Source organism: Amycolatopsis sp. NPDC051071 (assembly GCF_040682875.1).
In the GTDB taxonomy this organism is placed as follows: Bacteria; Actinomycetota; Actinomycetes; order Mycobacteriales; family Pseudonocardiaceae; genus Amycolatopsis.
Window position 1 is genome coordinate 13,739 of sequence record NZ_JBFBBY010000062.1, and the last position, 16,142, is coordinate 29,880.

General features: G+C 67.6%; 19 protein-coding genes and 1 riboswitch. Of the genes, 11 read left to right on the forward strand and 8 right to left on the reverse strand.

Going from position 1 to position 16,142, the window contains the following annotated elements:
- Window positions 1-191: 191 nt before the first annotated feature.
- On the reverse strand, window positions 192-581 hold the full coding sequence (locus AB0M65_RS20830) for a hypothetical protein (RefSeq protein WP_364029634.1): 390 nt from the start codon (window positions 579-581) through the stop codon (window positions 192-194).
- A 23-nt stretch (window positions 582-604) separates the two neighbouring features.
- Complete coding sequence (locus AB0M65_RS20835) at window positions 605-823, reverse strand: hypothetical protein (protein WP_364029637.1); 219 nt, start codon at window positions 821-823, stop codon at window positions 605-607.
- Window positions 824-848: 25 nt separating this feature from the next.
- Here AB0M65_RS20835 and AB0M65_RS20840 point away from each other — a divergent pair, with 25 nt between their 5' ends.
- From AB0M65_RS20840 to AB0M65_RS20870, 7 genes are all read left to right on the forward strand, one after another.
- On the forward strand, window positions 849-1,184 hold the full coding sequence (locus tag AB0M65_RS20840; protein WP_364029640.1) for a hypothetical protein: 336 nt from the start codon (window positions 849-851) through the stop codon (window positions 1,182-1,184).
- Window positions 1,185-1,422: 238 nt separating this feature from the next.
- A complete protein-coding gene (locus tag AB0M65_RS20845; protein WP_364029643.1) occupies window positions 1,423-1,656 on the forward strand; it encodes a hypothetical protein in 234 nt (77 codons plus the stop codon).
- A gap of 38 nt (window positions 1,657-1,694) precedes the next feature.
- On the forward strand, window positions 1,695-2,309 hold the full coding sequence (locus AB0M65_RS20850) for a CDP-alcohol phosphatidyltransferase family protein (RefSeq protein ID WP_364029646.1): 615 nt from the start codon (window positions 1,695-1,697) through the stop codon (window positions 2,307-2,309).
- 84 nt (window positions 2,310-2,393) lie between these two features.
- Window positions 2,394-2,777: a glycine cleavage system protein GcvH gene (gcvH, locus tag AB0M65_RS20855; RefSeq protein ID WP_364029649.1), complete on the forward strand. Its 384-nt coding sequence runs from the start codon at window positions 2,394-2,396 to the stop codon at window positions 2,775-2,777.
- 125 nt (window positions 2,778-2,902) lie between these two features.
- A complete protein-coding gene (gene garA / locus AB0M65_RS20860; RefSeq protein WP_076162071.1) occupies window positions 2,903-3,370 on the forward strand; it encodes a glycogen accumulation regulator GarA in 468 nt (155 codons plus the stop codon).
- Window positions 3,367-4,128: a MerR family transcriptional regulator gene (locus AB0M65_RS20865; protein ID WP_364029653.1), complete on the forward strand. Its 762-nt coding sequence runs from the start codon at window positions 3,367-3,369 to the stop codon at window positions 4,126-4,128. Before garA ends, AB0M65_RS20865 begins: the two co-directional genes overlap by 4 nt.
- Window positions 4,129-4,349: 221 nt before the next feature.
- Entirely contained in the window at window positions 4,350-4,823 is a 474-nt protein-coding gene (locus AB0M65_RS20870) for a bifunctional nuclease family protein (protein WP_005150031.1), read from the forward strand.
- 114 nt (window positions 4,824-4,937) lie between these two features.
- On the opposite strand, the gene AB0M65_RS20875 is transcribed toward AB0M65_RS20870, so the two are convergent.
- On the reverse strand, window positions 4,938-5,582 hold the full coding sequence (locus tag AB0M65_RS20875) for a TetR/AcrR family transcriptional regulator (RefSeq protein WP_364029657.1): 645 nt from the start codon (window positions 5,580-5,582) through the stop codon (window positions 4,938-4,940).
- Window positions 5,583-5,857: 275 nt separating this feature from the next.
- On the opposite strand from AB0M65_RS20875, the gene AB0M65_RS20880 reads away from it, so the two are divergent.
- Together AB0M65_RS20880 and gcvP are read left to right on the forward strand one after the other, a co-directional pair.
- On the forward strand, window positions 5,858-6,439 hold the full coding sequence (locus AB0M65_RS20880; RefSeq protein WP_364029660.1) for a MerR family transcriptional regulator: 582 nt from the start codon (window positions 5,858-5,860) through the stop codon (window positions 6,437-6,439).
- 46 nt (window positions 6,440-6,485) lie between these two features.
- Window positions 6,486-6,582, forward strand: a riboswitch (glycine riboswitch).
- 169 nt (window positions 6,583-6,751) lie between these two features.
- A complete protein-coding gene (gcvP, locus tag AB0M65_RS20885; protein ID WP_364029663.1) occupies window positions 6,752-9,631 on the forward strand; it encodes an aminomethyl-transferring glycine dehydrogenase in 2,880 nt (959 codons plus the stop codon).
- A 3-nt stretch (window positions 9,632-9,634) separates the two neighbouring features.
- Here gcvP and AB0M65_RS20890 read toward each other — a convergent pair whose 3' ends face one another.
- Window positions 9,635-9,997, reverse strand: coding sequence for a nuclear transport factor 2 family protein (locus tag AB0M65_RS20890; protein WP_364029666.1), 363 nt, complete (start codon window positions 9,995-9,997; stop codon window positions 9,635-9,637).
- Window positions 9,998-10,124: 127 nt separating this feature from the next.
- On the opposite strand from AB0M65_RS20890, the gene AB0M65_RS20895 reads away from it, so the two are divergent.
- Complete coding sequence (locus AB0M65_RS20895) at window positions 10,125-10,952, forward strand: helix-turn-helix transcriptional regulator (RefSeq protein ID WP_364029669.1); 828 nt, start codon at window positions 10,125-10,127, stop codon at window positions 10,950-10,952.
- Between the two features lie 48 nt (window positions 10,953-11,000).
- Entirely contained in the window at window positions 11,001-11,828 is an 828-nt protein-coding gene (locus AB0M65_RS20900) for an aldo/keto reductase (RefSeq protein ID WP_364029672.1), read from the forward strand.
- Window positions 11,829-11,913: 85 nt separating this feature from the next.
- Here the strand turns inward: AB0M65_RS20900 and AB0M65_RS20905 are convergent, their stop codons facing one another.
- From AB0M65_RS20905 to AB0M65_RS20920, 4 genes are all read right to left on the reverse strand, one after another.
- A complete protein-coding gene (locus tag AB0M65_RS20905; RefSeq protein WP_364029675.1) occupies window positions 11,914-12,600 on the reverse strand; it encodes a hypothetical protein in 687 nt (228 codons plus the stop codon).
- Between the two features lie 93 nt (window positions 12,601-12,693).
- A complete protein-coding gene (locus tag AB0M65_RS20910; protein WP_364029678.1) occupies window positions 12,694-13,605 on the reverse strand; it encodes a 3-methyladenine DNA glycosylase in 912 nt (303 codons plus the stop codon).
- Window positions 13,602-14,645 carry a hemolysin family protein gene (locus AB0M65_RS20915; RefSeq protein ID WP_364029681.1) on the reverse strand — a complete coding sequence of 348 codons (1,044 nt, stop codon included), beginning with the start codon at window positions 14,643-14,645 and terminating at the stop codon, window positions 13,602-13,604. The genes AB0M65_RS20910 and AB0M65_RS20915 overlap by 4 nt, the downstream gene beginning before the upstream one ends.
- On the reverse strand, window positions 14,642-15,994 hold the full coding sequence (locus AB0M65_RS20920; RefSeq protein WP_364029684.1) for a hemolysin family protein: 1,353 nt from the start codon (window positions 15,992-15,994) through the stop codon (window positions 14,642-14,644). The genes AB0M65_RS20915 and AB0M65_RS20920 overlap by 4 nt, the downstream gene beginning before the upstream one ends.
- Window positions 15,995-16,142 lie beyond the last annotated feature (148 nt).

A 16,142-nucleotide genomic window follows, 5' to 3' on the forward strand; every position in this document is an offset into this window, starting at 1 on the left:
GTCGTCGCTGGTGAGCCTAGTTTGAGTCTAATAGACTCTTACTTCGCGCCGCAAGAGGGGCCGGGTCGCGAGTGGTAAGTCCCGTTAGGACGTCACCTTCCCGAAGTACATGAAGGCCCCCTTCCGTGCGCCTAGCGCAAGGAAGGGGGCCTTCATGTACTTGAAGCGGGGCTTCGCACCGTGCGGCTCTCTCAGGAGCGGGTGGCTTCGATCTGCCGTTCGTCCTCGGTCGAGCAACTGGTCACCGGATCGTTCGGCCCGCTGCCGCACGTCCACGCGCCGATCACCACCGGGCCGGGGCCCTGCGGCGACGCGGCCTCGGCGGGCGTCAGCTTCGTGAAGTAGTCCGTCAGCACCTGTGTCGCCTCGGCGCATTCGGTCTTCCCCCGGACGACGACCTTGCTCTTCGCGCCCTGCGGGCCGGCGAAGTCGCCGCATGGCGTTCCGGCAAGGGCGTGGTCGGCGGCGGGTGAGGACGGCGGCGCCGGCGCGGCCGAGGGGGCGGGATCCGCTCCGCAACCGCTCAACAGGACGGCGGTGAGGATGGTGAGGCCGGCGGGAAGTACGGAGAGGCTCTTCATGGGCCCTTCTTCTCGGGGATGGTTCATTCGACGGGGACGACGGCGGCGAACACGTTCTGCTCGCCCTTGCTGCAACTGGTGCCGCCTTGCGCGGCGGGTGCCCCGGAAACGCACAGCCAGCCGTCGACGGTCTCGCTGACCGGCTCGTCCGAACCCGCGGACTGGCGGCCGGCGATGGTCTTGTGGAACGAGCCGACGATCCCGGTGGCGTCGGCGCAGGAGACGCCCGGCCCGTTGAGCACTTGAAGTGTCAGCCCGCTCGCCGCGGTGACCGTGCCGCACGAACCCTGTACCGGTTCAGCCGGTTTCGGCTTGGGGGCGGGATTCGGGGCAGCGGACGGACTCGGCGCGGTCTGCGACGGAATCGGTGGCACGGAAGGACTGGAAGTACTCGAAGGGGGCGCGGACGGTGGCGGCGGCGCGGAGGTGACAGGCGGTGGCGGCCCTTCGCTCGAACAGGCGGTGAGTGTTCCGGCGGCGAGGACGGCCGCGAGCAGACGCCGCCACGATCCCGTGGTCGTCGAGACGGGCAAGGCGATCCTTTCGTCGGCCGGTCGTGGCCCGCCCATTCTGACCTGGCCGGACCCGATGCCGTGGCATTGATCCACGTTCGATTCGCGGGAGGTTATCGCGTCGGCGGCACGGCGATACGCGAGGACCGCTCATTCACTGTCCATTGTGGACGATTAACATGCCGTTCACAGCGCGACAACACGCTGCTGCCGTCGCGAACCGATCGGACGAATCCGGCGCCGGGTGGTTAACGCCGACGCCTGTTCCGCCGAAAACAAAGGTAGCGCTCCGGCGTGTCCCAGTCCCCGTCACCGAAACCGTGAGAGCGATGAAGACCGACGAACAGCTCGACCCCGCGTCATTCGAGGCCACCGCACCGGCGAGCGCGGAGCTGCCACCGACAGCCCCGTGCACCGTCGTCTGGTGCGGCGGCCGCCCGTACGTCCTGGAGAGTTCCACGGGGCACACCCGTTGGATGGGCACCGATCATCGCGGCAGGCCGGTGGCCCTGACCAGCGCGGATCTGCAACGCCGCGGCTGGAGCCACACCCGGGCCAGCTGACGCCGGGCGACGCGGGCGTCACTGGCTAGGCTGAGCGGGTGAGTACGCCCCCCGAACCGAGCGTGACCAGCGAAGAGCCTTCTTTGCTACGGCAGGCTCTGAACGTTCCCAACATGCTTTCGATCCTCCGGCTCGCCGGGGTGCCGGTCTTCCTGTGGCTGCTGCTCGGCCCGAAGGAGGACGGCTGGGCGCTCGCGCTGCTCGTGTTCAGCGCGCTCACCGACTGGCTCGACGGCAAGCTCGCCCGCTGGCTCAACCAGATGTCACGCCTCGGTCAGCTGCTCGACCCCGCCGCTGACAGGCTCTACATCCTCGCGACGCTGATCGCGTTCCTGCTTCGCGACATCATCCCGTGGTGGCTCGTGGTTCCGCTGGTCATCCGGGAAGCAGTCCTGGGCGTCTGCGTGCTGCTGCTGCGTCACCGCGGGTTCGCCCCGCCGGAGGTCACCTACATCGGCAAGGGCGCGACCTTCGTGCTGATGTACGCCTTCCCGTTCCTGCTGCTCACCCAGGGTGGTTCCGACATCGCCTCGATCGCCCGTCCGATCGGCTACGCCTTCACCGCGTGGGGTGCGGTCCTGTACGTCTATTCGGGCGTGTTGTACGTCGTCCAGACGGTGCGGGCGCTGCGTTCGGCCGGACAAGCCGGCTAACGGGAGGCGCCGGGCGCGCGGTCCGGCGGGATGCGAAACTGCGCGCGTCGGTTTCAAGTGAGGGCTTGAGAAAGGGGAGCGGCGTTGTCCACTCCAGAAGAACTGCGCTACACCGAGGAGCACGAGTGGGTCTCCGTGCGCGACGGCGGGCTCGTACGCGTGGGCATCACGGAGTACGCGCAAGACCAGCTCGGTGACGTCGTGTTCGTCGAACTCCCCGAGGTCGGCAAGCAGGTCGGCGCCGGCGACGCGTTCGGCGAGGTCGAATCGACCAAGAGCGTTTCGGAGCTGTTCGCCCCGCTCGACGGCGAGGTGGTCGCGACCAACGACGCGGTGACCGAGTCACCCGAGCTGATCAACAGCGATCCCTACGGCGAGGGCTGGCTCATCGAGCTCCGGCTCGACGACGCGAGTTCGGTCGATTCTTTGCTCGAGGCCGAGGCGTACCAGGCGCTGATCAAGGAATAGCCGCAGGCTGCGGCCCCTTGACCGGAGTAGGGGGAGCCGCGGGCCGGAGATTCGATCAGGCACGGTACGTTTGACCTCTGCACGTTCTTGAGTAGTGGCAACACACATGCGTTAGGAGAGCTCAGGTGAGCACGAACGACGGGCCCGGCGTTCCCCCGGAGCAGTCTCCGGAGCGGACCTCTGTCTTCCGGGCCGACTTCCTGGCCGACGTCGAAGGCACCGAGGCTCCTCCGGCTGCCGAGGCCCCTGTCCAGGGCGTGGACGCGCTTCCCGCCGGTTCCGCGTTGCTGGTCGTCAAGCGCGGCCCGAACGCGGGTTCGCGCTTCCTGCTCGACCGCGACACCACCAGTGCGGGACGGCACCCGGACAGCGACATCTTCCTCGACGACGTCACGGTTTCCCGGCGGCACGCCGAGTTCCGCCGTGAGGGCGGGGAGTTCGTCGTCATCGACGTCGGCAGCCTCAACGGCACCTACGTCAACCGCGAGCCGGTCGACCAGGCTGTTCTCGCCGGTGGCGACGAGGTACAGATCGGCAAGTTCCGCCTGGTCTTCCTGACCGGTCCGGGTTCCGGGGGCCAGGGGGCACAGTGACTGCGGCCGGGCGGCCTGATCGGGATGCGTCGCAGCGCGATGGGTTGAGCATCGGGGCCGTGCTGGCACAACTGCGTGGCGACTTCCCCGATGTCACCATCTCCAAGATCCGGTTCCTCGAGGCGGAAGGTCTGGTTCAGCCAGGTCGGACGCCTTCGGGGTACCGGCAGTTCGCTCCGGCGGACGTGGAGCGGTTGCGGTTCGTCCTGTCCGCCCAGCGGGATCACTACCTTCCGTTGAAGGTCATCAAGGAACAGCTGGACGCGGCGGATCAGGGCGCCGCGCCCTCGGCGGAGGTACCGAGACCGCCGCGAAAACTTGTTTCGCTCGAAGCCCCGGGGGAGAACGGCGGACTGCCGTCCCCCGGGGATTTCGAATGCGATCGCGAGATCAGGCTGACCGAGGAAGATCTGCTGCGCCAGGCGGGAATCGACGCCGCCACCCTCGCTGAGCTGCGGCAATACGGTCTCGTTCGCCCAGGCGCGGCGGGGTTCTTCGACCCTGACGCGGTCGTCGTGGCCAAGACCGTGAAGGCGATGACCGAATTCGGTATCGAGCCGAGACATCTGCGTGCCTTCCGCGCCGCGGCCGACCGCGAAGTCGGCCTGCTGGAGCAGATCGTGACCCCGGTGTATCGGCACCGTGACGAGGACGCCCAAGCGAGGGGCGACGAGGTCGTCCGTGAGCTCGCGGCACTGTCCGTAGCGTTACATACGCTCCTTGTGAAGGCGGGAATACGGGCCGTCACGGGTGGTTGAACGGTTTCGGAGGACAGGAAACCGCTGTGCGGCCACTTGTCAATGACTGAATGTTCGGCACCCAATGCCGTACCGTGAGAGTGGGTTTGCCGCGGCGAACCGAGAATGTCGGAGACAGCGAGCACAGCGCTCGGAAGACGGGTAGCGTCGGGTTCATCAGCGTCGCTTGGTCGTCGAGACAAGCGTTGCGGCCCGTGCGCACGAGAGGGAGGCGAAGCCCGATGAGCGAAATGCGCGTCGTCGGCGTGCGGGTGGAGCTGCCCGCGAATCAGCCGATCTTGTTGCTGCGGGAAACCGAAGGCGAGCGATACCTGCCGATCTGGATCGGCTCGGTGGAGGCCACCGCCATCGCCTTGGAGCAGCAGGGAGTCCGCCCGGCCCGTCCGCTCACCCATGACCTGCTCAAAGAGGTCATCGGAGCGCTGGGCCGAGAGTTGGAACAGGTCGTCATCACCGACTTGAAGGAAGGCACGTTCTTCGCGGAACTGGTCTTCGACGGGGACATCCGGGTTTCCGCGCGGCCGAGCGATTCGGTGGCGCTGGCGCTGCGGGTCGGGGTCCCGATCCACGCCGTCGACGCGGTGCTGGAGGAAGCGGGCCTCATCATCCCCGACGAGCAGGAGGACGAGGTCGAGAAGTTCCGCGAGTTCCTCGACTCCGTGTCACCTGAGGACTTCCGCGGCGCGGATACCTGATCCGCATCGCGAGATCTTGAAAGAAAGGGGCGGCGCCGGTGGCGCCGCCCCTTCTTCTCGCGTGCGGTGCGAAGGCGGGGTTCGGGTGGATCGAGCCTGAACGGGAAGTGAACCTCAGGCCGCGGTCGCCCGGGTGAACAGGTCCGCCAGTTCCCGCCCGTACCGCTCCAGGTCCAGCTTCGGGTCCGCCGCGAACTTCGCGGCGACGCCGTCGATGGCCTGTGCGATCGACAGCGCCATGACGTCCGGCGCGAAGCCGCCGAAAGCGCCTTCCTGCTGCCCCTGCCGCAGCTGGCGTTCGAGCCGCCCGGTGCGGAACTCTTCGACGATCGGCGCAGACATGAACCAGCCTTCGGTATCCGATCCGCTGGAGGCCATCTCGACCATGACCCGTACGAGTTGCGGGTGCGAACCGAGGAACGCGATCTCCGACTCGATGTAGCCACGCAGCAGCCCGGCCCGGTCGGTCGTGCCCTGGATCCGCTCCTCGAGGAACTTGTCCTTCATCCCGGTCGCGGTGGTGACCACGGCCTGCATCAGGCCTGCCTTGTTGGTGAAGTGGTACGAGATGATCCGGGTGCTGGACAGCCCGGCCCGTTCTTTGATCTTCGCGAAAGACGTCTTGTGGTAGCCGAGATCGGAAATAGTCGCGATCGTGGCCCCGATGATCTGGGCTCGCCGGGCGGCCTCGGTGACCGACAGTCCGAGTTCCGCCTGAACCTCGACGACGGCGCTCTCTGATGACGGAGTTACTTGCATGAGTAAAAATTAACATGGCTGAGTAAACGTGGCAACCGGGTAACCGTACGGCCGTTCGGGGGAGTGTCCCCAACAAGCCTCAAGAAGAGCTTGAGGTTCACCGCGCGTCGCGTTGACCGCTTTGCCGGACGCGCTTACCGTCAATGGAGGTAAATCGCCAAGGTGTGATTCGGATGTCTGGGGCATTCGTCTTGACGGTTGACTCCGGTGCGGACTCACGTGGGTCCGCGCGGCTTTGTTCGCCGGCCGCCAGGTCGGGCGAGGGGAGGCATGGCGTGGTCGAGGCTGGTAGCCCTCAAGAGCCGCTCGTTCCGGTCGCTGACGGCGAGCAGGGTGAGCTGTTTCCCGATTCTTCCCTTCCGGACGAACTCGTCGGCTACCGCGGTCCCGCCGCCTGTCAGATCGCCGGGATCACCTACCGGCAACTCGACTACTGGGCCCGGACGAAGCTGGTCGCGCCGAGTATCCGCACCGCGCACGGTTCCGGTTCGCAGCGGCTGTACTCGTTCAAGGACATCCTTGTCCTGAAGGTCGTCAAGCGTCTGCTCGACACGGGTGTCTCACTGCAGAACATCCGGGTCGCGGTCGATCACCTGCGCCTGCGCGGCGTCCGCGACCTCGCGAAGGTCACACTGTTCTCCGACGGCACCACCGTCTACGAGTGCACCTCGCCCGAGGAGATCGTCGATTTACTGCAGGGTGGGCAGGGCGTTTTCGGTATCGCCGTCAGTGGTGCGATGCAGGAGATCAGCGGCACCATCCACGAGTTCCAGGCCGAGCGCGCCGACGGCGGCGTGATCGAAACCGTCACGCCGGACGAGTTCACGCAACGCCGTAACGCACGTCGCACCGGCTGATCATGAAGCCGCGCGCGCGGCAGGGTAGGCTCACTTCCGCGGTCGACGAATCCGCGCGGGAGAGACCGAGCCGATAACAGCTCGGCGCCGAAGGAGCAAGTCCTCCCCGGAACCTCTCAGGCACCCTGGACCGCGCGGACGAGACGCCTCTGGAAAGTGAGTCGTCAGGTCACCACCTGGCGGCTCCGCCGACGGTGCAAGCCCGACTCAACCCACGGGTGAAACTCTCAGGCGCCCCACGGGGTACGGACAGAGTGGGGAGGGCCAGGACAATCCGTCCCGGCCCCGCCCCCGCGTCTTGGGAGGTCCCCGATGGAGCCCGGTTCACTGGCCGCACTCGAAGCCGGAACTCCCTTCGCGGACCGGCATATCGGTCCCGGCCCGGACGAACTCGCACGCATCCTCGACGTCATCGGCGTCGGCTCCCTGGACGAACTCGCCGAGCGGGCCGTTCCCGCGTCGCTGCGGGACTCCGCGACGCCGCCGGACCTGCCGCCACCCGCCACCGAGACCGGGGCACTCGCCGAACTTCGCGCGCTGGCCGCGCGGAACCGGCCGATGGTCCAGATGATCGGCCTCGGCTACCACGACACCGTGACCCCGCCGGTGATCCGCCGCAACGTGCTGGAGAGCCCGGCCTGGTACACCGCGTACACGCCGTACCAGCCGGAGATCTCGCAGGGCCGCCTCGAAGCGCTGCTCAACTTCCAGACCATGGTCGCCGACCTGACCGGCCTGCCGATCGCGAACGCGTCCATGCTGGACGAAGCGACCGCGGCCGCGGAGGCGATGACGCTGGTCCGCCGGGCGGGCAAACCGCGATCGAACCGGTTCGTGGTAGACGAGGACACCCTCCCGCAGACGATCGAGGTGCTGCGCACCCGCGCCGAACCGCTCGGCATCGAACTGGTGACCGCCGACCTGTCCCAGGGCATCACCGGACTCGGCCTCGGCGGCGACTTCTTCGGTGTGCTGCTGTCGTATCCGGGTGTGTCCGGTGCCGTCCGCGAATGGGACCACACCATCGCCGAGGCCAAGGCGCTCGGCGCGGCCGTGGTGATGGCCGCGGATCCGCTGGCGCTGACCCTGCTGCGGTCGCCCGGTGAACTCGGCGCGGACGTCGCGGTCGGCTCGACGCAGCGGTTCGGCGTGCCGATGGGTTTCGGCGGCCCGCACGCGGCGTACCTCGCCGTCCGGCAAGGTCTCGAACGGCAGCTGCCCGGCAGGCTCGTCGGGGTGTCGAAGGACGCCGACGGCGCGCCCGCGTACCGGCTCGCACTGCAGACCCGCGAACAGCACATCCGCCGCGAGAAGGCGACCAGCAATATCTGCACCGCGCAGGTGCTGCTGGCGGTCATCGCGTCGATGTACGCGGTGTACCACGGGCCGGAAGGCTTGCGTGCCATCGCGAACCGCGCCCACCGGATGGCCACCGTGCTCGCGGCGGGGCTCGCCGAGAGCGGGGTGGATGTCGTGCACTGCGAGTTCTTCGACACCGTCATGGTGGCCGTCCCCGGCCGCGCGGCCGGAGTCGTCGCCACGGCACGGGAACTCGGTGTCAATCTCCGGCCCGCCGACGCGGACCACGTCGCCGTCGCCTGCGATGAGACGACGACCCGTGAGCATCTTTCCTTGGTATGGAAGGCGTTCGGTATCGCGGTGTCCGATGTGGACTCCCTGGACGCGGATACCGCGGACGGTTTCCCGCCGGATCTCCGTCGCACCAGTGCGTACCTGACGCATCCGGTCTTTCACGCGCACCGCTCGGAAACCGCGCTGCTGCGCTACCTGAGGGCGTTGTCGGACAAGGATGTCGCCCTCGACCGGAGCATGATCCCGCTCGGTTCCTGCACGATGAAACTCAACGCCACGGCCGAAATGGAGCCGATCACCTGGCCGGAGTTCGCCGGGCCGCATCCCTTCGCGCCCGCCGAGGACGCGGCGGGCTTGCTGTCCATCGTCAAGGACCTGGAGCGCTGGCTGGCCGGGATCACCGGCTACGACGCGGTTTCCCTGCAACCGAACGCCGGCAGCCAGGGTGAGTTCGCCGGTCTGCTGGCGATCCGCGCCTACCACCGCGAGCGCGGGAACGAGGCACGCGACGTCTGCCTGATCCCGTCGAGCGCGCACGGTACGAACGCGGCCAGTGCCGTGATGGCGGGGATGCGGGTCGTCGTCGTGAAATGCGACGACGAGGGCAACATCGACCTCGGTCATCTCAAGTCCACTGTGGACGAGCACGCCGACGACCTCGCCGCGATCATGATCACCTACCCGTCCACCCACGGCGTGTACGAGGACACCGTGCGCGAGGTCTGCGCGCTGGTGCACGACGCGGGCGGCCAGGTGTACGTCGACGGGGCGAACCTGAACGCCCTGATCGGGGTCGCGCAGTACGGCAAATTCGGCGCCGACGTCTCACATCTCAACCTGCACAAGACTTTCTGCATCCCGCACGGTGGCGGCGGTCCCGGCATCGGGCCGATCGGCGTCCGCGCGCATCTGGCGCCCTTCCTGCCGAACCACCCGCTTCAGCCGGACGCCGGACCGGTGACCGGTGTCGGCCCGATCAGTGCCGCGCCGTGGGGCAGCGCGTCGATCCTGCCGATTTCCTGGGCCTACGTCCGGATGATGGGTGCGGAAGGCCTGCGGCGTGCGACCCTGACCGCGGTCGCGAACGCCAACTACGTCGCCAAACGCCTCGCGGAGCACTACCCGGTGCTGTACTCCGGGCGTGAGGGCTTGGTCGCGCACGAATGCATCCTCGACCTTCGCGCGCTGACCAAGCGGACCGGTGTCACCGTCGACGACGTCGCCAAACGGCTGGCCGACTACGGTCTCCACGCGCCGACGATGTCCTTCCCGGTCGCAGGCACGCTGATGGTCGAGCCCACCGAAAGCGAGGACCTCCGCGAACTCGACCGGTTCTGCGACGCGATGATCGCGATCCGCGGCGAGATCGAGAAGGTGGCCGCGGGGGAGTGGCCGCTGGCCGAAAGCCCCCTGCGCAACGCCCCGCACACCGCGCGTTGCCTCGCGGGCGAGTGGGATCGCCCGTACAGCAGGGAGATCGCGGTCTTCCCGGCCGGTTTCACCGCGACGAAGATCTGGCCTCCGGTGCGGCGGATCGACGGGGCCGCGGGGGACCGCGACCTCGTCTGCTCCTGCCCGCCGCCGGACGCCTTCGCCTGAGGCTCAGCCGGGCATCTTGTCGAGAAAGCCCAGCACCTGTTTGATCCGCCCGTCCTCGACGGTGATGACGTCGAAGCCGATCGCCAGCGGCTCTTCCGCGCCTTCCGGGCCGAGATACCACTGGAACCGCGCGATGTCGTGGTGCGCGTCGGGAGCGGCGGGCAGGCTGAAGGTCAGACCGGCGAACTGGGCCTGTGCGCCGGCGATGAAGCCATCGACACCGTCATGTCCGGTGACCGCGGCCAGCGGATCGGTGTAGGTGGCGTCCTCGGTGAACACTTCGGCGATGAGGGCACGGCGCTTGTCCGTGTCCGTCTCGTTCCACACGGCGATGTACTGCTCGGCGACGCGCTGGATGTCCGACATGATGTCTCCTTTTTCGTTGGGGTTACCGCGTTGTGGGGTAACCGATGCCGCAACTCTGTCGGGTGAAGGTGGGTCACGTCGATTACGCGCGAGGTAATGGCGGCCGGGCGGACGCCGCCGTAAGTTCATGATCGTGACGACGACATTGACGGCGAACCGCGCGGGCCGCCCCGTCGGCGAACTGCTGCGGGAATGGCGTGACCGCCGCCGGATCAGCCAGCTCGACCTCGCCATCTCCGCCGAAATCTCCACCCGGCACCTGAGCTTCGTGGAGACCGGGCGGTCCAAGCCCAGCCGCGACATGGTGCTGCGGCTGGGCGAACACCTGGAGGTGCCCTTGCGGGAACGCAACCAACTGCTTCTGGCGGCGGGCTACGCGCCCGCGTACCCGGAGAGCGGACTCGGCGATCCGGAACTGGCCGCCGTCCGCAAGGCCGTCCGCCAGCTGATGACGAGCCACGAGCCATACCCGGCCGCCGTCGTCGATCGGGGCTGGAACCTGGTGGACGCCAACGCGAGCGTCTCGATCATGACCGACCTGGTGTCGCCCACGCTCATGACACCGCCGGTCAACGTCCTCCGGCTGACCCTGCATCCCGAGGGGATGGCGCCGTATGTGCTCAACCTGGGGGAGTGGCGCGCCCATCTCCTTGGCAGGCTGCGCCGTCAGGTGATCCAGACGGCGGATCCGGCGCTGACGGATCTGCTGGCGGAGCTGCTCACCTATCCGTGTGACGATCCCGTTCCCGAGGTGGAGGTCCCGGGTCCAGGCGACATCTTCGTCCCGCTGCGGCTGCGGCATGACGGCGTGGAACTCACGTTCTTCAGCACGGTCTCCACGTTCGGTACGCCGCTCGACATCACGGTCGCGGAGCTGGTGATCGAGTCGTTCTTCCCGGCCGACACGACCACGGCGGAGTATCTGCGCGCGTACGGGCGGCGTGGGATGGAATGATGCGGGGCAAGAAGCCCAGCCACAGACCCCAGTGAGGATTCCGCTTCCATGGCCGTGCCTTCCGTCGTCCTGAACAACGAGGTAGCCATCCCCCAACTCGGTTTCGGCGTCTGGCAGGTGCCTGCGGGCGACACGGCCAAGGTCGTCGGGACCGCGATCGAGGCCGGATACCGCAGCATCGACACCGCCGCGTCATACCGGAACGAAGCAGGCGTCGGCGATGCGATCCGCGCCGCCGGTGTACCCCGCGACGAACTGTTCATCACCACGAAACTGCCGAACTCCGGCCACGGCTACGACGCGGCGCTCCGCGCGTTCGACGCGAGCCTCGCGGAGCTGGGCCTGGACCGGGTCGACCTGTACCTGATCCACTGGCCGATGCCGACGCGCGGCAAGTACGTCGAAACCTGGCGTGCGCTGGAAAAGATCTACGCCGACGGCCGCGCGCGGGCGATCGGGGTGTCGAACTTCCATGCGCCTCACCTGAAACGCCTATTCGACGAGACCGGGATCGTACCGGCGGTGAACCAGGTCGAACTGCATCCGCGGTTGCAGCAGAAGGCGTTGCGGGAGTTCCACGCCGAGCACGGCATCGTCACCGAAGCCTGGAGCCCGCTCGCGCAGGGATCGCTGCTGTCGGACGCGACACTGACCGCGCTCGCGGCGAAGTACGGCAAGAGTCCCGCGCAGCTGGTGCTGCGGTGGCATCTGCAGCTCGGCACGGTGGCGATCCCGAAATCCGTGACGCCGTCCCGGATCCGCGAGAACCTCGACATCTTCGACTTCGAACTCGCCGACGACGACCTGGCCGCGCTCGCCGACTTCGACGACGGCACACGCACCGGCCCGGACCCGGAGACCTTCGACCTCGTCTAATGAGGGTCCGAAGTACGTGAAGGCCCCCTTGCTTGCGCTAGACGCAAGCAAGGGGGCCTTCACGTACTTCGGACCTTTAGAGGCCTCAGATGGCCTTGATGCCCGCGGCGGCGAAGTCCGCTTGCTGGGCCGGCTGCTGCAGGAACTGCCGGAACGTCTGCGAGGCGCGCATCTGGACCTCGTCGATGTTCTTGCCCGCGAGCCCGACGAGCGGGTAGTCGGCCGACCGCGCGGTCGCGACGGACTGGGCGGGCGAGCCGACCAGTTCCGGTTTGGCGGTGTTCAGCTCGGTCACCCAGTAGGACGACTCGGGCAGCCAGGCGGCGGGGAGGCCGCCGATGGCGTCGAGGTTGGTCCGGCCGACGAGCGCGTCGAGCACCGAAGCGGAGGAGAGCGCGTCGATCTGGATCACGACGCAGTGGTCGCGGACCACGGTCGCGGCCTTGTTCCACCGTTCAGCCGCGACGCGGACCGGCTTCTCGACGCTGGGGGTGACGATGACCCGCATCGAGGTGTCGCCGGCGCTGCAGGCCTTGGCCTGGGCTTCCGCACGGGTGTTGAGCTCGCCGTCCGCCCAGTTCCAGCTGAACACGCCGATCACGATCAGCACCACCAGTACCAGGCAGGCGATGGGCCACATGGCGATCCGGCGCCGAGGCGCCTTCTTCCCGATGACCCGGTGTGAACCAGTCGCCTCACCACGGCCTTGAGGTCGCTTCGGCGGGTCGAGGGGGTGCGGTACCGGCTCTTCGGCAACGCTGTGTCGCCCCATCGTTGTCCTTTCGAAACGTGCGCGCACGCGCAGTGTATGCAATCAAACCGTTATCACTCTAACAGGGGAGGATGTTACGGGGAATGCGATGACTCACAGTTGTTTTCCGCGTGTTGCGGACGTCTTCCTTAACTCGCTCAGGAGCTGTTGGCAATGCGCTATCAGGTGCTCACGCAGCGGCGCGGCCCGGCGGGCGAAACCGGCCTGGGCGCGGGCGTACTCGGCCCTGCCCTCCGGGGTCTCGATCCGCACGGGCGGGTAGCCGAACGCCGCGAGGTCGTACGGGCTGGCCCGCATGTCCAGCGCCCGGACGTCCGCCGCCAGCTCGAAGCAGTCCCCGACCAGCTCGGCGGGGACGAACGGGTCGAGTTTGTACGCCCATTTGAACAGATCCATGTTGGCGTGCAGGCAGCCCGGCTGTTCGAACTCGATCTGGTTTTCCCGTGCCGGCTGGAGCGTGTTGCGCGGCCGGGCGGGCTCGGTGAAGAACCGAAACGCGTCGAAATGTCCGCATCGGATCTCCAGTGACTCGACGACGCCGTCCGTCCCCGCCGAACCGAGCCGCAACGGCAGTTGTGAGTGACGAACCTCATTTGCCGATTCCCGGTAAACCATCGCCCATTCATGAAGCCCGAAACAACTGAGCCTCGGCGCGCGGGACGCGGTCGCCGACAGCAGCCCCAGCACGAATTCGGCGGTCTTGGCCCGGCCTTCGGTGAACCCGGCCGGATCCAGCATGACGCCGTCCGCCGTCTGGACGTAGCCCTTCCGCTCCAGGAACCGGTGCGCGGACGGGCCTTCGAGCACCACACGCGGCCCCGGCTGCCAGCGTTCGAGGTGGCCGGGGCGGTGCGAGTAGTAGGTGAAGAGGAAGTCGAGCACGGGATGCTTCTCGCCCCGCGAGCGGCGGCGCTGATGCGGGGTGGTCCAGCGCCGCATCCGCGTCACGTGGTCGTCCTCCCTGGCCAGCCAGGCAGGCTCGGGGAGGACGATCACGCCGGTCACGACCTGACGTGGGTACCGTCGCGGACAGTTCCCACGTATTCCTCGACGAGGTCCTCCAGCGCGACGACGCCGACGGCGTCCCCGCCGGAGCTCAGCGCCCGTGCCATGTGGCTGCCTTCCTTGCGCATCGCCGACAACGCCTCGTCCAGCCTGGCGTCCGCGCGGAGTTCGGTCAGCGTGCGTGTCTTGCCCGACGGCACCACCGTCGACGGGTCCTCGCCCACGAGGTCGAGGATGTCCTTGACGTGGATGTAGCCGTTCAGCGTCCCGTCGTCGGTGCACACCGGGAAACGCGAGAACCCGGTCGACGACACCGCACGCTCGACGTCACCCAGCGTGGGCGAACAGGGCAGCGTGGTCAGCTGCGCCGTCGGGACCAGGACGTCGGCCACCGTCTTCTCCACCGAGGACAGCGTCTTGCTCAGCCGCTGATGCTCGGATTGTTCCAGCAGCCCCTCGCGCCGCGACTCGCTGAGCAGTTCGGCGAGTTCGTCGGAGGTGTAGGCGGTTTCGAGTTCGTCCTTCGGCTCGACCTTGAACAACCGCAGCAGCGAGTTCGCCACGAAGTTCAGCAGCCAGATGAACGGGTTGGCGATCTTCACCCAGCCCACGTGCACCGGCACCAGCCACAGCGCCAGGCGCTCCGGCTCGGCGATGGCGAGGTTCTTCGGCACCATCTCGCCGATGAGGACGTGCAGGACGGTGATGAACGCCAGCGCGATCGCGAACGAGATCGGGTGCAGCAGCACGTCGGGGATCCCGAGCAGCTCGAAGAACCCCGCCAGCTGATGCGCGATCGCTGGCTCCCCAAGCCGTCCGAGCAGCAGCGAGCAGATGGTGATGCCGAGCTGCGCCCCGGCGAGCATGAGTGAGACGTTCTTGCTCGCGTTGATCACGATCTGCGCACGCGTCTTTCCTTGCGCCAGCAAGGCTTCCAGCCTGTCGCGCCGCGACGAGATCAGCGTGAACTCGGCGCCGACGAAGAACGCGTTGAGCAACAGCAGGACGACGACGAGGAAGATGTTGAACCAGTCGCTCATCGGGCGGGCTCCTGCTCGGGCGCGGTGTTCGCGGTGTTTTCGTCGACCCGGCGGACTTCGACCTCGGCGATCCGGAGACGGTCCATTTTGGTCACGGTGAGCCGCCAGCCGTCGAGATCGGTGGTGGCGCCGGGGGAGGGGATCAGCCCGAGCCGTTCGAGGATCAGGCCGGCGATGGTCTCGTAGTCGCCGTCCGGCATCCGGAAACCGGTCTCGTCGGTGACCTCGTCGGCGCGGAGCTGTCCCGAAACGAGCCAGCTGTCGGTGCCGACCTGTTGCGAGGACGGCGCTTCCCGCTCGTCGTGCTCGTCACGGACGTCGCCGATGATCTCCTCGACGACGTCCTCCAGTGTCACCAGTCCGGCGGTGCCGCCGTACTCGTCGACAACGATCGCGAGCTGGAAACGGGAGTCGCGCAGCCGGTTGAGCAGGGAGTCGCCGGGCAAGGATTCGGGCACTGTCGGGATAGGACGCATGACCGAGCCGATCCGCACCGTGGCGCGTTGCGGCGCCGGGACGGTGAAGGCCTGCTTGATGTGCACCGCGCCCTGCACGTCGTCGAGATCCTCGGTGTGGACCGGGAACCGCGAGAACCCGGTGCGACGGGAAATCTCGATGAGGTCGTAGATCGTGTCGTCGACGGACAGCGATTCGAGCTGGACGCGCGGGGTCATCAGCTCCTCCGCGGTCCGCTCGCCGAAGCGCAGCGACTTGTCCAGCAGTTCGGCCGTCGACGTGTCGAGCGTGCCGCTTTCGGCGCTGGAGCGCACGATCGAACCGAGTTCCTGCGGCGAACGGGCCGACCGCAGTTCCTCCTGCGGCTCGACACCGAACTTGCGGACCAGGAAGTTGGCGCTGTTGTTCATCAGCGTGATGAGCCAGCGGAACAAGGACGAGAACCGCGAGTGGTACCCCGCGACGGCGCGCGCGGTCTGCAGCGGCCGGGCGATCGCGAGGTTCTTCGGCATCATCTCGCCGAGGATCATCGACAGCGAGGTGGCCAGGACCAGGGCGACGGCCAGCGAGGCGCCGTTCGCGACGCCCTCCGACAGGCCCATCCCGGCGAACAGCGGGTGCAGCAGGTCGCCGATGACCGGTTCCGCGAGGTAACCGGTGATCAGTGTGGTGATGGTGATCGCCACCTGCGCGCCGGAAAGCTGGAACGAGAGGGTTCGGTGCGCTTTCTGCACGGTGTGCGCGCGACGGTCGCCGACCTGGCGGACGTTCGCGTCGACCGTGCTGCGTTCGAGCGCGGTGAGAGAGAACTCGGCGGCGACGGCCAGGCCGGTTCCGATGGTCAGCAAGAGGAACAGGAGAATTCCGAGAACGGCGAGCAGGACTTCCATCATTCCTCACCGACCGGAACGGTCTCGGCGAGGATGTTCACGGAACAGCCGGGTGTGCCACCCGGCTCGATACTGTCACCAGGTGACTGCGCGTCGCGCACGAAAAGAGTCACTCCTCAATCGGATGAATCAACCAGACCGCCACTGCCTG